The 15,093-nt window shown below is 49.6% G+C and carries 15 protein-coding genes and 1 tRNA gene; all 16 read right to left on the reverse strand.

What is annotated here, in order from left to right; genetic code table 11:
* Nucleotide 1 precedes the first annotated feature (1 nt).
* A complete protein-coding gene (locus tag K8S15_08255) occupies nt 2-871 on the reverse strand; it encodes an NAD(+)/NADH kinase (protein ID MCD4776025.1) in 870 nt (289 codons plus the stop codon).
* Nucleotides 852-2,699, reverse strand: coding sequence for a 1-deoxy-D-xylulose-5-phosphate synthase (gene dxs / locus K8S15_08260; protein ID MCD4776026.1), 1,848 nt, complete (start codon nt 2,697-2,699; stop codon nt 852-854). The genes K8S15_08255 and dxs overlap by 20 nt, the downstream gene beginning before the upstream one ends.
* Nucleotides 2,700-2,701: 2 nt before the next feature.
* Nucleotides 2,702-3,583, reverse strand: coding sequence for a polyprenyl synthetase family protein (locus K8S15_08265; protein ID MCD4776027.1), 882 nt, complete (start codon nt 3,581-3,583; stop codon nt 2,702-2,704).
* A complete protein-coding gene (locus K8S15_08270) occupies nt 3,570-4,331 on the reverse strand; it encodes a YmdB family metallophosphoesterase (GenBank protein ID MCD4776028.1) in 762 nt (253 codons plus the stop codon). The genes K8S15_08265 and K8S15_08270 overlap by 14 nt, the downstream gene beginning before the upstream one ends.
* A gap of 1 nt (nt 4,332) precedes the next feature.
* Nucleotides 4,333-5,883 carry a ribonuclease Y gene (gene rny, locus K8S15_08275; GenBank protein ID MCD4776029.1) on the reverse strand — a complete coding sequence of 517 codons (1,551 nt, stop codon included), beginning with the start codon at nt 5,881-5,883 and terminating at the stop codon, nt 4,333-4,335.
* Between the two features lie 141 nt (nt 5,884-6,024).
* Nucleotides 6,025-6,420, reverse strand: a complete 396-nt coding sequence (locus K8S15_08280) for a cell division protein ZapA (protein MCD4776030.1) — start codon at nt 6,418-6,420, stop codon at nt 6,025-6,027.
* Nucleotides 6,421-6,436: 16 nt separating this feature from the next.
* A complete protein-coding gene (locus K8S15_08285) occupies nt 6,437-6,706 on the reverse strand; it encodes a hypothetical protein (protein MCD4776031.1) in 270 nt (89 codons plus the stop codon).
* A 17-nt stretch (nt 6,707-6,723) separates the two neighbouring features.
* The gene (rplT, locus tag K8S15_08290; GenBank protein ID MCD4776032.1) at nt 6,724-7,077 is read right to left on the reverse strand and encodes a 50S ribosomal protein L20; all 354 of its coding nucleotides are present in this window, start codon (nt 7,075-7,077) and stop codon (nt 6,724-6,726) included.
* A gap of 16 nt (nt 7,078-7,093) precedes the next feature.
* Complete coding sequence (gene rpmI, locus K8S15_08295; protein MCD4776033.1) at nt 7,094-7,285, reverse strand: 50S ribosomal protein L35; 192 nt, start codon at nt 7,283-7,285, stop codon at nt 7,094-7,096.
* Nucleotides 7,286-7,297: 12 nt separating this feature from the next.
* Nucleotides 7,298-7,822 carry a translation initiation factor IF-3 gene (gene infC / locus K8S15_08300; protein MCD4776034.1) on the reverse strand — a complete coding sequence of 175 codons (525 nt, stop codon included), beginning with the start codon at nt 7,820-7,822 and terminating at the stop codon, nt 7,298-7,300.
* 11 nt (nt 7,823-7,833) lie between these two features.
* The gene (thrS, locus tag K8S15_08305; protein MCD4776035.1) at nt 7,834-9,762 is read right to left on the reverse strand and encodes a threonine--tRNA ligase; all 1,929 of its coding nucleotides are present in this window, start codon (nt 9,760-9,762) and stop codon (nt 7,834-7,836) included.
* A gap of 47 nt (nt 9,763-9,809) precedes the next feature.
* Nucleotides 9,810-9,886: transfer RNA gene (locus K8S15_08310), tRNA-Val, on the reverse strand.
* A 148-nt stretch (nt 9,887-10,034) separates the two neighbouring features.
* Nucleotides 10,035-11,027 (reverse strand): carbamate kinase, encoded by a 993-nt coding sequence (gene arcC / locus K8S15_08315; GenBank protein ID MCD4776036.1) that lies wholly within the window; start codon nt 11,025-11,027, stop codon nt 10,035-10,037.
* Nucleotides 11,017-11,520, reverse strand: coding sequence for a signal peptidase II (gene lspA, locus K8S15_08320; protein MCD4776037.1), 504 nt, complete (start codon nt 11,518-11,520; stop codon nt 11,017-11,019). The genes arcC and lspA overlap by 11 nt, the downstream gene beginning before the upstream one ends.
* Nucleotides 11,513-14,290, reverse strand: coding sequence for an isoleucine--tRNA ligase (gene ileS, locus K8S15_08325; protein ID MCD4776038.1), 2,778 nt, complete (start codon nt 14,288-14,290; stop codon nt 11,513-11,515). The genes lspA and ileS overlap by 8 nt, the downstream gene beginning before the upstream one ends.
* Nucleotides 14,287-14,841 carry a hypothetical protein gene (locus K8S15_08330; protein MCD4776039.1) on the reverse strand — a complete coding sequence of 185 codons (555 nt, stop codon included), beginning with the start codon at nt 14,839-14,841 and terminating at the stop codon, nt 14,287-14,289. Before K8S15_08330 ends, ileS begins: the two co-directional genes overlap by 4 nt.
* Nucleotides 14,842-15,093: the final 252 nt, after the last annotated feature.

A 15,093-nucleotide genomic window follows, 5' to 3' on the forward strand; every position in this document is an offset into this window, starting at 1 on the left:
GCTATCCTCTCACTCCCCAGCCAAGCTTCAATCCCAATCTGCTGTAATAACCGGGTTCATCGTGAAACCTTACGCTCATGCATGATCCATCACCCCTGGTTACTTTCAGAATTTCTCCGGATTTCAGAGTGCCGGAAGGTGAACCGTCAGCGGAGACTACAGGCCCGGTACTTCTGAGTTCACATATCTCCACCGAAACACAGCGATCATCCGGCACGACAAGGGGCCTGAGAGAAAGTGAATGGGCGCATATCGGAACAATCAGTATCGCCGACAATCCCGGATCGAGAATCGGACCCCCGCACGAAAGGCTGTACGCGGTTGATCCGAACGGGGTTGAAATAACAAGCCCGTCACCGGTCATATGAGCTACCTTGACACTGTTTACGTAAAGGTTGAATGACAGAATTCCGCCCATCATTGAGCGGTTGATACTGAAATCGTTAACAGCGGTAATGGCATGCTTCGAGGGAAACTCTGCCCTGAGTACAGGAGTTGTATCGATGTAATAGTCGCCTTCGGATATTCTGGAAACCGTTTCCTCAAGACCAGCTTTTTCAGCACTTGCAAGAAACCCCAGGTGTCCTGCGTTTACTCCGAGCACCGGTACATTCAGCTCCCTGAAATAGCCCAGACCACGGAGAATCGTACCATCACCGCCCAGTACCATGGCCATGTCGCAGCTATTGCCCGCGGAGAGGTTAAACCCGTTCAGATGATCGGCGGATGAAGGTGCCGATACCAGAGATATACCGTGCTTTTCGCAATACAGAATGAGATTCCTTATCAGCCCGGCGTACGGAGGATTGAACCTGTCAACGTAAAGACAGAGCCTTCTCACAACCACAGGTTCATATACCAACAAAATCACCTATCCTTTCGGCAAGTGATTCGGGGTCGAGACCCATGCGCTGCAGGAGTTCCTCCCTGGTGGCATGAGGCTGAAATTCATCGGGAATGCCTATTTCAAGTACGGGACACGGACTTTTGCTCAGAAGCGAACTTATGCGGGAACCGAATCCGCCCGTTACGATGCCGTCTTCGACCGTTACCACTCTGCCGCATTCGACAGCCAGGGACTTAATCTCCTCCAGGGGTGCCGGTTTGAGCCAAATCGGGTCGTAAACCGCAGCGGATATATTCTGACCGGCGAGGTTCCTGGCAGCTTCAACCGCGTGAAGAGCCATGACTCCCACGCCTATGATGAGTACATCATGCCCCTCGCGGAGAAGCTGACCTTTTCCGGGTTCGACGTCTTCAGGGCATTCGGATTCCACGGCCGGTTCCTCACCCCTTGCGTATCTTATCGCGGTGAGATCCTCTTCAAAATGAACCGATCTTTTCAGCAACATTTCAAGCATGACGCAATTTCTGGGCGCCGCAAGCCTGACATTCGGCAGGGGGAGAAACAGTGAAATATCAAAAACACCATGGTGAGTTGGGCCGTCTTCCCCTACGACTCCTCCACGGTCAAGGGCGAGAACAACGGGAGCCTTCTGAAGAGCAGCATCGTGTATTACCTGATCAAGAGCCCTCTGGATGAAAGTACTGTAAATGGCCACAACAGGTTTCAGACCACTAAAAGCTAATCCGCATGCAAGTGTAACCGCATGCTGCTCAGCAATTCCCACATCGAAGAATCTGTCGGGAAACTCGGCAGCGAATTTGTTCAGTCCGGTTCCATCGGGCATTGCGGCGGTTATGGTTACAATCCTCTCATCCTTCCTTCCCATTTCAACGATGGCTCTGGAGAAGGCTGCGGTGAAAGTTTCTCTTGTCTTGCTTTTGCCATTTGAACCTGACACGCCATGATATCCCGTGGCATCACGCTCGGCAGGTTTAAAACCTTTGCCCTTCTTTGTTAAAACATGAAGCAGCACAGGTCCGGAAATTTCAGAGACCCGCTGCAGAACTCCTGTGATGGCAGTAAGATCGTTTCCGGGAACCGGGCCGATGTAACGAACACCAAAATCGTCGAACAATGTATCGGGCGTAACAAGAGTTTTTTTCAGACCCGAAGTTACTGCGTGTGCCGCGTTCCTCACCCGGTCTCCAAGTGAAGGTATCCTGCCCAGGACATTCCATACATCCTTCTTTATCCTGTTGTACCTGGGGTCAGTGATGAGACGTGTCAGGTGATGGGAGATGGCTCCAACATTGGGAGAAATGGACATCTCATTATCGTTCAGGATTATGAGCATATCGGTACCAGTATGCCCGAGGTGATTCAAGCCTTCAAGAGCCATGCCGGCACCCATTGCTCCGTCACCTATGAGGGCAACAACTTTGTAATCCTCTCCTTTAATATCTCTGGCCAGAGCGTAACCGAGGGCAGCCGATATAGAGGTAGAACTGTGTCCGGTTCCGAAAGCGTCACAGGGACTTTCGTCTCTCCTGGGGAAACCGCTTAAACCACCGCTCTGACGTATCGTGTGAAAGCGGTCGGCCCTGCCTGTAAGCATTTTCCATGGATAACTCTGGTGCCCCACATCCCAGATGACCTTGTCAACGGGAGGCGAATAGATTGAAAGCAGAGCGACCGTAAGTTCCACAACACCAAGGCTGGAAGCAAGATGCCCTCCTGTACTGTGAACGACTTCGATTATTCTGTTTCTTACCTCGTCAACGAGGGCAAGTCTTTCCTCGAGAGTCAGCTCCGAAACATCACCGGGCTGCTTGATCCTGCTCAGCAGGGACATCGCTATTTCCTCCTTGCCGGAAGGTAGAGAGCGAGGGAGGCTACTCTCTCCCAGTCTCCCCTGATGTTCATCAGTCTACCGGCGATTTCGTAGGCCATATTCTCAGCCTTTTTAATTGATTCATCAAGGCCCATCGTTGAAACGGGGTTGCGTTTGCCCTGCCGGGAATCCTTTAAAACCTCTTTACCCATCTCTTCGGTACTTCCGCAGATGTCCAGAATATCATCGGTCAGCTGGAAAAGAAACCCCAGTCTGTCGCCCTCAGCAGCAACCGCTTGAAGCACATCATCATCAGCTCCTCCGGAAAGCGCGCCAAGTTCCAGCGAAACCCGTATCATCGCCGCTGTTTTGCCCAGAACCATGTTCCGTATCCAGTCATCTCCTGCATCTTCCGTATGATACATATCCATATACTGGCCTCCAACAAGGTATCCGGGACCTGCCGCACGGGCAAGACGCTCCACCATCTGCGCGATCCTGCCGGGTCCCAGAGGTGTATCAAGAAGTTCTCCAAAAGCCTCTATGAGAAGAAGATCACCGGCAAGCAGCGCCTGTTTCCCCCCATACCTGGTATGAAGGGCAGGCTTTCCCCTCCTTAATTCATCATCATCCATCGCGGGAAGATCGTCATGAATCAGGGAGTAAGTGTGTATCATTTCAACAGCACAGGCTGCTTTCAGCGCAGTATCAGGATGACCTCCCACTGCGGTGCAGGCTGATCGAACAAGAAAAGGTCTTACACGTTTGCCACCGGATTCAAGGGAATAAAAAGCAAGGGAAGGAAGCCGGGAGATGGAATTCTTATGCATGGAAATGCTCCTGAAACCGTTATCGACCCACGACGCGGCATCTGAGAGGTCTTTGTGGATATCAGGCTTTCTCATTGACAAGTCTCAGGCTTTCCACTTTCAACTCGGTGTTCAGTACCAATTCAAGACCGTTCACATAAGTGTTTCCCTCAGCCACCTTCAATCGTGTATGCCTTCCGGTAATGAACCGGATTCTTGCTTCCTCTGTTGCCATTCCGATTACCCCGGACATCGAACCACACATCCCAAGGTCGGTAATGCATGCAGTTCCACCCGGGAGCACCCTTGCATCGGCAGTAAGAACATGGGTATGGGTACCTGCAACAACTGTAGCCCTTCCGTCCAGATGCCTGCTCATGACCTGTTTCTCACTGGTGGCTTCGGCGTGCATATCAACAATTATTATTTCCGCGGAATTGTTCCTGAGGATATTGTCCACTGTCCTGAAAGGACAATCAAGTGCCATGGGTATGAACAGTCTTCCCTGAAGGTTAATAACCATTATCCTTATCCCCTGATGTTTCATCACGATGAAGCCACTACCGGGATTACCTGGAGGATAATTGGCTGGCCGGAGAACGGGACAGTCAACTTTGTCAATGTAATCAAGAACTTCCTTATGCTGCCAGATATGGTTGCCTGATGTGATGACATTCACTCCTGCGTCCAGGAGCTGGGAAGCGGTATTCCTCGTCAGCCCGAAGCCTCCCGCCGCGTTCTCGGCGTTGGCCACGACAAAATCGTAATCGCTGTTCCTCAGAAAGGTAACAAGGGCGGTGCGTCCAGGCCTTCCAACCACATCGCCAAGGAGCAGTATCTTCATATCAGTGTGCTGTTTCAGAAGCTCTGGTTTCGCGAATTACAGTAACCTTTATCTGCCCCGGGTACTGCATTTCACTTTCGATCTTCCTGGCAACTATTCTAGCAAGTTCGGCTGCGGAATCGTCATCTACTGTCTCAGGTCTGACTGCTATTCTCAATTCCCGTCCCGCCTGTATGGCATAGGATTTTCTTACACCATCGAACGAATCAGCAATCGATTCCAGCTTATGAAGCCTTCTGACGTACAGCTCCAGTGTCTCTCTTCTCGCCCCCGGACGTGCGGAGCTTACCGAATCTGCTGCCTGTATGAGAATGGCGTAAAGAGATTCGCATTCTATCTCTTCATGGTGAGCACCGATAGCATTGCATACTACCTCTGATTCTTCATACCTCTGCGCAAGTTCCATCCCGACCATCGCATGTGAACCATCGATATCCTGATCAGTGGCTTTACCGATATCGTGAAGAAGGCCGATCCTTCTTGCCAGTGCGGCATCAAGTTTAAGTTCGGATGCCAGCAGTCCGCAGATGTGGGCGGTCTCAAGTGAATGCTGGTACATGTTCTGGCCGTAACTTGTTCTGTAGCGTAATCTTCCAAGATGCCTGATAAGCTGCTGGTGCAGACCTGATACGTTAGCGTCCAGCGCCAGCTGATTCCCCAGTTTCCTTATTCTCTTCTCCATCTCCGATGTAACTTTGGATACGGTGGATTCTATCCTTCCCGGATGTATTCTGCCGTCTTCAAGTAATTTCTCAAGGGCCTGCCTGGCTATCTCTCTGCGGACAGGATCAAAGCATGAAATAACCACTGCTTCAGGAGTATCATCGATGATAACGTCAACATTGGTCGTAGCCTCGAAGGCCCTGATATTCCTGCCCTCTCTTCCAATGATCCTTCCCTTCATGTCATCGCTGGGGAGGTTCACCACTGAGACGCAGTTTTCTACCACATGATCCGCCGCACATCTCTGAATAGCTGTAGATAGAACCTTGAGAGCCTCTTCTTCGGCCTTATTCTCAGCATCTTCGAGTATCTTCCGGGTAAGCCTTCCCGCTTCATGATGCAGCTCTTCCTCCAGGTTGGAAAGCATTAGCTTTCTCGCTTCATCCCTTGAAAGATTTGCTCTCTGTTCAAGCAGTTTATTCTGCTCCTCCATCAGCTTGTTTACCCTGTGATGCTTGGCGTTGAGAGAGTTTTCCATTTCAGATAAACCGGTCCCGCGCTTATCAAGAGAATCCTTTCTGTCATGCAGCTTCTCTTTAAGTATACCGAGGCGCTCCGATTCACTTGAAAGCTGGCTCTCCTTACTATCCAGGCTGATTCTCCGCTCCTGGTACTTTTCCAGCATGTCCGCCCTCTCTCGCGAAATGGCGTCTCTGCCCTCAAGAAGAGCTTCACGTTTCTGAGCTTCACCCTCCCGTTTCGCATCGGATACTATGCGCTCGGCTTCAGCCTCAGCGCCTCTTATTTCCTTGGCTACAAGAATTTTATGAAGAATAAACCCCAGAACGAATGTAACTGCTGCCAGTGCAGCAGGTATAAGGATACTCATGGCGATCTCCTGTTCAGACGCAGGTAAGCATCTATATAAACGGAATCAGGATGCAGCCATTATGACCGGGCCGGAAACACCCCTGCGCAGAATGCCGGCACATCCCTGCCGTGTCCTTTTCTTACTGCCGCGAAATTCTTACTATCGCGGTATTTCGGATGTGCTGTTCTGCTGGATTGTTGAGGCTTCGATGACGGCAGATGAATCGGAACTGGCAGAAGAGGATGATACATGAGAATGGCTCGTTTCCGAGAGAACCTGCTCTATCCTGTCGGCCAGGTGTGTCAGTTCACCGCTCTGGTTCTCATCAAGTTCCTCGTACTGGTCTCTCTTCTGATAGAGTTCATCTGCTATGTTAAGTGCGGCAAAAATAGCCACCTTGGCTGTGGAAGCCATGGTGGCGTTATCTGTCATCTGCCGCATTTTCATGTCTACGTAATGGGCAATTTCAGCTATGTAAGCAGGAGAACCTGCTCCCCGGATAGTATATTCCCGCCCAAAAATATTAACGCGGGTAACCTCAGCCCGGTTGCTCATTTATTCCTCTAACTTATTAGTCTTCTATTTCAATACTTTCCAGTTTGTCCAGCACTCCGCATAACCTTCGCTTGATCTCCTGCCTTTCACGCAGAAGTCTCGCACTATGAATCCTGAGTATATTGTAACCATCAGAATCCACAGAGTCCACGCTGTTCTCCAGCCTGGACTCAAGTTCACTTACTCTTATGACCAATTCATCACGTTGTGTGTGTATTGACCTGAACCTGACTATCAATCTATTTATCGCTTCAGTCAACCTCTCAATATCTTCCGACTGAGGCACAGATCATCCCCTCTCCCTTAGAGAGCGGCTTTGGCTGCTTCCACAACCTTTGCAAATGCTTCCGGGTTTCTGACGGCGAGGTCCGCCAGTGTCTTTCTGTCGAGTTCTATACCTGCAACTTTAATCCCGGCTATGAAGTTGCTGTAATTCATATCATGCTCACGGACAGCGGCGTTAATACGCGTAATCCATAATGAGCGGAAATCTCTTTTTCTGTTTCTGCGGTCACGGTACTGGTATTCAAGAGCCTTCTTTCTGGCTTCGTTGGCTACCGTGTACAGTTTTCTTCTTCCGCCAAAATACCCTTTGGCTTCCAGCAGTCTCTTTTTGTGCTTTCTTCTCCGTGTAACAGCGTTCTTAACTTTGCTCATTTTTCATCTCCGAATGCTAAGGCAGCAGTTTCCTAAGCCTTTTTGTGTCAGCTTTGGATGCTATGCTGCCTTTACGCAAATTCCTTTTTCGTTTTGAGTTCTTCTTCGTCTTGATATGATCGGCAAAAGGACTGTTCATTTTGAACTTCCCCTTTGCGGTTTTTCGGAACCGTCTTGCGGCTCCCTTATGCGTTTTCATTTTAGGCATTGTTTCTCCCTGCTAATTTCTCTCTTTCAAAGGCGAGATGATCATGGACATCTGTCGCCCTTCCATAACCGGCTTTCTTTCAATCCGACCGTATTCCTTAAGGTCTTCAGCAAGCTTGTCAAGAAGCTCGTAACCCTGCTCCTTGTAAGACAGTTGTCTACCTCTAAATACAACGGTTGCCTTGACTTTATGTCTGGAATCAAGGAATTCCCTGGCGTGCTCCATCTTGAAGTTATAATCATGCTCTTCTGTATTTGGTCTGAATTTTACTTCTTTCAGGCCGCCGGTATTCTGGCTTTTCCTTGTCTTTCTTTCTTTTCTCTTCTGACGATAACGGAACTTCCCATAATCAACTATACTGACAACGGGCGGGTTTGCTCCGGGTGAGATCTCAACTAGATCAAGTCCTGCTTCCGCAGCCATATCAAGAGCTTCCTGTATGCTTAAAGTTCCAATATGATCTCCGTTCTCATCCAACAATCTCACGTTGGGGCTCCGAATCTCCCCGTTAACCCTGTTCTGTTCCTTCTTACTGATGAACTGGCCTCCTATTCCGGTAATTCAGGCCTTCTGCACCCGGCCATGACTATATCAATCGCTTCATCAAGCTCCATTGAGCCTCTGTCACCTTCTCTGTGAATACGCAAAGAAACCCTGTTTGATTCCGCTTCTCGTTCACCGATAATGAACATGAAGGGAACCTTGCTGGTTTCCGCGTCTCTGATCCGGTATCCAACAGTTTCGCTTCGGGCGTCTATACTGCATCGGATTCCCAGATCAGCGAGATTGCTTTCAATCTCTTCAGCCTTTTCAAGCTGTGATGACGTAATAGGTAAGATAACAACCTGATGGGGGGCAAGCCAACCTGGAAGGTTGCCCGCGTAGTGTTCTATGAGGTTGCCGATGAACCGTTCCACTGAACCGAAGAGGGCTCTGTGGACCATGAACACCCTGTGATCCTGCCCGTCATCACCAACGTATGTAAGATTGAAACGCTGCGGGATGTTGAAGTCGAACTGGATGGTAGGTCCCTGCCAGTATCTGCCCAGCGCGTCTTTCATCTTTATATCGATCTTTGGACCGTAGAAAACCGCTTCACCCGCAACAGGCCTGTAATCCTCGCCCATCTCGTCAAGCGCTTTCCCAAGGGCGGACTCGACTTTTTTCCACTCCTCCGGCTCTCCTGCGTAATGATCGGAGTGTTCCGTGTCCATAAGAGAGAGCTCTATGCTGTATCCGAAATCGAAGATCTTCAGGAAGTAAAGAGCAAACCTGACTACTTTCTTGATTTCATCGACTATCTGATGCTCTGTACAGAAAATGTGGCCGTCATCAACAGTGAATCCGCGGACCCGCATAAGGCCGTGAAGTACGCCGCTCTTTTCGTATCTGTAAACCATACCAAGTTCAGCCAGTCGCATTGGCAGTTCTCGGTAAGATCTTTTACTGCTTTTGTAAATGATGATATGGCCAGGGCAGTTCATCGGTTTCAGCGCGTACTCACCTTTGTCTATCTCAAGGAAGTACATATTTTCTTTGTAGTAGTTGTAATGCCCTGAGGTTTTCCATAACTCAACCGGCGCTATATGAGGAGTACTTACAAGCTGATACCCGGATTTAACGTGTGCTTTCTTCCAGTGGTTCTCCAACTCCTCCCGGACAATCGTACCGTCAGGCAGCCAGTATGTCAGACCAGGGCCGCCGGAGCCCCCTATTATGAAAAGACCTAGCTCCGGGCCGAGTTTTCTGTGGTCCCTCTTCTTCGCTTCCTCAAGTATCGAAAGGTGTTCTTTCAGGTTTTTCGACGAATCGAATACGGTTCCGTAAATTCGCGTAAGCATTTCGTTTTTCTCATCACCGCGCCAGTATGCTCCGGCGGTGCTTAGAAGCTCGAAGTACTTCAGGCATTTTGTTGATGGAACATGGGGGCCTTTGCAGAGATCAACAAATTCACCAAGTTGATAAACAAATACATTCTCTTCTGCATCGCGCAGTTCCTCAATGAGTTCCATTTTGTATTTCTCGCCTTTATCCTCAAAAAACGCAACTGCATCTTCGAAACCCATCTCTTTGCGGATGAATGGCACATTCTCCTTAACCTGTTTTTTCATTTCAGCGGCAATTTCCTCGAATGCTGAAATACCGGGAAAATCAGGTATATCGAAATCGTAGTAGAATCCGTCCTCTATCGAGGGGCCTATTCCAAACCTGGCGGCAGGATACAGTTTCTGTACGGCACTCGCGAGAAGGTGTGAACAACTGTGCCGAAGGGCTTTCTTGCCCTCTTCATCCCTGAATGTCAGAATTTCTATATTTCCATCTTCCTGCAGTGGCTCGCAGAGGTCCAGTAACTTACCATTGAATTTTACAATCAAAGCATTTCTGGCGAGTCCCTCAGAAATATCTCCGGCTATTTCAAGACCGGTGGTACCTACCTCATACTCTCTTAAACTACTGTCCGGGAAACTTATACGCATAATCCAGGCGACCTCCTTCCGGTCATAAAATGAATGAAACTAAAAAATGGTGGGCGATACTGGACTTGAACCAGTGACCTCTTGCATGTCAAGCAAGCACTCTAGCCACCTGAGCTAATCGCCCACCGCACCATACAAAGCGTGGCTCGAAGGATATATACGAAAGGTGTAATCGTCAAGGTTCAAACTGTCATTATCAAGGTTTGACGAAGCAGTTCAAATATTGTTAAGGCTTTTCGTCTTCCGCTTCTTCTATCAGGAAAAAAACCTCTTTAAGAATCGGAAAGGGGTATTGATTCCTGAATAGTGATTCCTCCGTGAACGATTGTTGTTCCTGCTTTTCCGTCAAGCGCCTTGAGAATATTACCCGGAGACGTTATTACGACCTTCTTACCGCCGTGCTTGAGGAAACCTATGGATGCCCGGATCTTGGGAAGCATTGAACCCGCAGCGAACTCTCCATGATGAACGAACCGCTCCATCTCCTCAAGGGTAGCATTGTGAATAGGCTTCTGATCAGGCTTCCCGAAGTTCACATAAACTTCCGGTACCGCTGTGGATATTACGTAAGTATCAGCTTCCAGCCGTGTGGCGAGAAGCGCGCTTACATGATCTTTGTCGATAACCGCGGGAACTCCTCTTACCTTGTATCCCTCACGTACTACAGGGATCCCCCCGCCGCCTGCGCAGATAACGATCTCGCCGGCATTGACAAGGGTTCTTATAGCCTCAAGCTCAAGTATTCTCCTGGGTTTGGGAGATGGCACAACACGTCTCCATCCCCTTCCGGCGTCCTCTTTCATGATCCAGCCGAATTCCTTTTTGATTTTACCGGCTTCTTCTTTACTGTAGAAAGAACCGACGGGTTTCGATGGATTCTCAAAGGCCGGATCGTCAGGGGCCACAAGAACCTGTGTAATGAGAGCGGTTACAGGGATATCAACACCGCGCTCCTCCAGAACATCGCCAAGAACCTGCTGCAGAATGTAACCGATGTAACCCTGCGTTGCCGCAACGTTCAAATCCATACCATCCGGGGGAATACTGGAGGAAGCCAGGGCATTCCTTAAAAGCTCGTACCCCACCTGAGGGCCGTTGCCGTGGGTGATTACAACACCTCCACGGAACTGAGCGATGGTTGCCATCTCTTCGCAGACTTCCCGTGCCATTTTGTGAGTGCCCAGATTTCCGTTGTTCGCGCCTGAGGAGATAAGGGAGTTACCCCCGACAGCTATTACAGTCCTTGAAGTCATTCTAGCCTGCATCGGTACTATCCTCCATTTTCTTTTCGGCAGCCGTTTCTCCTTTGTACAGAATCACAAGAAGAACACCACCAGCCGTAATGGCAATATCGGCAACGTTAAATGTGGGCCACCGCCAGCCGGTGAAACCGATATCTATAAAATCAACAACCTTGCCGTACATGAACCTGTCCAGAAGGTTTCCAAGCGCTCCTCCAAGAATTGCTCCTAATCCCGCAATAAACAGCGGTGAGCGTTTTCCGAATTTCCATATGAAAATAGATACCATTACAGCTGCAACAGTGGTAATAACGGTCAGAAACAGTGGCCCCCCCCATGGCATACTGAAGGCCGCGCCCTGGTTCCATGCGAGGGTAAACCTCAGAAAGTTGCCGATAATCTCCTCAGGATGATGCAGCTCCAGTTCTCCACGAGCAAGTACTTTGGTCATTTGATCGATAATCAGGACCGAAAGCGCGGTGAGATATCCGCATAACCTGGTTTTCTTCTCAGTCATCAGTGTACACTCCATCAAGGATATCTGCACATCTGGCGCAGACATCGTCCGGTATACATGTTCCGACTTCCGGCAATATCCTCCAGCACCTGTTGCATTTCGAACCCTCCGCCTTCTTGACGGAAACGGATATCTCATCTCCGGCCTTCACATTGGCCTGAGATACAATCAGGAAATCTGACCAGTCCTCACCATTCGCCGACGCAACCATGTTCTCAGGGACCGTAAGCTCAACCGTGGCGTCCAGTCCGCCGCCTATCTCTCCCGCCGCCCGTTTTTCCTCAAGTTCCTTCAGTGCCATTTTCCTTATTTCAAGATACGGTTCCCAGCAATCAAGTTCTCCGATATCCTTTTCCGTATCACTCAGTATGTCCGCATCGGGATACAGGGAGAGGTGAACACTGTCAGTTTCTTCCTTAAGACAATCGGGAAGCTCCATCCATGCTTCTTCGGCGGTAAAGGGAATAAGAGGAGCAAGAAGCTTCATCATGTTCTTCAGCATGTATGCCATAACCTGTCTGGTCATTCTGCTGGATTCGGAATCGGGGTTCCCGCAGTACAGCCTGTCCTTCCTCATATCGAGGTACTGTCCGGACAGACTTATCACCGCGAAGTTCCTGAGCTCACGGTACACCCTGTGAAACTGAAATTTCCGGTATTCCTCGATACAGAACCTGCAGAGTTTCCTGAATCTCAGATAGATGTACCTGTCGAAACCCCGAAGTTTTGAAGGCTCAAGGCACACTTCGTTGAAATCTCCGAGGTTTCCAAGTATGAATCTGAGTGTATTTCGAAGTTTTCTGTATGCCTCCCTGGCGTCATCAAGCTGAGACATGTCCGCCCTGAAATCCGCCGTATAATCCACGCCTGCAAACCAGAGCCTGAGTATATCGGCTCCCTGGCGGTCTGTTATCTTAAGAGGTGACATTACATTACCAAGGGATTTCGACATCTTCCTGCCGTTCTTATCCTGAATAAGACCGTGTGTTATTATGTTATCCGCCGGTCTGCTCATTCCGAGGGCTTCACTGGTTATCAGGCTTACTCCGAACCATCCACGATGCTGGTCGGTTGCCTCAAGGTATACGGCAGCGGGCCGCGAAAGCTCATGTTTTGAATGGAGCACATTGAAGTGGCTCAGAGAACTGTCGAACCATACATCCAGTATATCGTCCACCCTCTGCAAATTATCGCTTCCGCAAGAGGGACAGACAGCTTTCTTACCGGCAAGGGCAAAGAGTTCCGCCGGGTTCATTTCGAACCAGACATCCGATCCCTTCTCGGCAACCTTCCGGGAAACCGCATGTATGACCTCGTGATCAAGGACTGGTTCAAGACAATCAGGACAGGTAAAAACGGGAAGTGCCACACCCCACGACCTCTGTCTTGAAAGACACCAGTCCGGGCGGACTTCCATCATATTCCTCATCCGCTCGTAACCCCATCCGGGATGCCACTTTATCTCATCAACCCGCTCAAGGACACGCTTTTTCAGGTCATTATGAGAAAGGCTGAGGAAGAACTGCCTTGTGGCTCTGAATATCAGCGGTTTCTTGCACCTCCAGCAGTGCGGGTAACTGTGCTTCACTTTCCTGTCAGCCAGGAGATGCCCCGAACTCAACAGATCGTCAATTATCTCGGAATTGGCTTTGAACACGTACATACCCGAGTACTTTCCTGCTGCATCGGAGAAGGTTCCGTTTTCAGTCACCGGACTGAATATCTCCAGACCGTATTTAAGACCTACGATAAAATCCTCCGCGCCATGCCCCGGTGCCGTATGAACACATCCTGTACCATCTTCCATAGTAACATGTTCGGCCACTATCATCATCGAAGTTCTGTCCCCGAAAAGGGGATGCTTCATGAGAAGACCCTCCAGCTCATTGCCGTTGAAAACCGGTTCTGGCAGCACATTTCCAGGGATTTCGGCATCCTTCATGAAAGCTTCCGCCCTTTTCTCCGCCACGAGAAATCGCCTGTCGCCGGATTCTATTATCACGTACCTCGCGGACGGGTGCAGAGCAACAGCGAGATTGGCAGGAAGGGTCCATGGTGTTGTTGTCCAGATGACCGTTTCCGTGCCCTCCGGAATACCACGGGTTTTCCATTCCTCGGGATTCTCCTGCTGGAATGCAACATATACTGAAGGGGAAGTATGGTCTGCGTACTCAACTTCTGCTTCGGCCAGTGCGGTACCGCATTTCATGCACCAGTGAATGGGCCTCAGTCCCTGATATACGTAGCCGCCTTTCACAAGGTCGCCAAACGCTTTTATAATTCCGGATTCGTAATCTCTGCTCATCGTCAGATATGGCCTGTCCCAGGCTCCGAATATGCCCAGTCTTTTAAATTCTTCCCGCTGAACGCTAACGAATTCCGCAGCGTATTCCCGACACTTTTTTCTTATGGAGGCTCTGGATAGATGTTTTCCGCCTTCATCCTGATTCTCCATTACCTTGTGTTCTATGGGCATACCGTGGCAGTCCCATCCGGGAACAAATGGGGAATCGTATCCCATCATGGTGTGTGATTTGACTATGAAATCCTTCAGTATCTTGTTAAGTGCGGTCCCCAGGTGAACGTGTCCGTTGGCATAGGGAGGCCCGTCATGGAGAATGAACTCAGGAGATCCTTTTCTTGCCTGCCTTATTCTATCGTACAGGTCCTCCCTGTTCCATTTTTCAAGCTCTTCAGGCTCCTTCTTAATAAGATTGCCTTTCATGGAGAAGCCGGTTTCAGGCAATTGTATTGTATCCTTGTAGTTCATCGCTCCTCACCTCCCTCGGTGAATTTCAGGTTATACAGATCTACAGCAGCAGTGGCCACTTCCCGGGCCGGTGGTGACTGAGCATTTATTGATTCCCAGCCATGGCATCGAACCAGAAGTACGACTTTTGCTCCTGCGTGTCCCGCAATTTCTGCTTCGTCTATTCCTTCTGACACAAGAGCCTCTGTACCGAGCAGTTCCAGTTCCGCAGGAGTGGCCAGCTTCCAGTCGGGAACTCTCCCCGCGACACCCAGATCCCAGTCACCCTCAGGTGTGATATACATTCCCATGAGCGAGGGAAATCTGGTCCCCAGGTCATCCCTGTTCGGACCCACAAGAGGACTGCTCCCGAAAAGTGAGATATGATCCGTGACTACAACGTACCTGTTCTCAGAAGATACGCCTTCCGTTCCAATAAGGAACAGGTGTTCCCCATCCATGAGAACCGACCGAACCTTTTCATGGTTCGCGCTGGTGTCAGCGCTCCGCCTGAATACGTCAACGTTATCCGGCAGGTCACATTTCCAGCTTCCGGGAATTATCGCGAACATAGATTACCTGTTTTCTCGGCGCACAAATAGACAATAAAACATAGAACATAGAACAGCGATTATGCTAATAACCGCAGATTAGAGCAAGTGTAAAAAGAGAACCCCCGACTTGCTTCGCATTGACGAACCACGACCAGACTTCATCAACTTTCCTATTGCTCGGCTTTCTCATCTGACAGGACAAAACCTAGAATTACCAGGTCATGTCAATTCAAAGCTTCGAGATGCAGATTGCGAATTTCAATGAATACT

This window comes from Candidatus Aegiribacteria sp., assembly GCA_021108005.1.
Taxonomy (GTDB): domain Bacteria; phylum Fermentibacterota; class Fermentibacteria; order Fermentibacterales; family JCC-6; genus Aegiribacteria.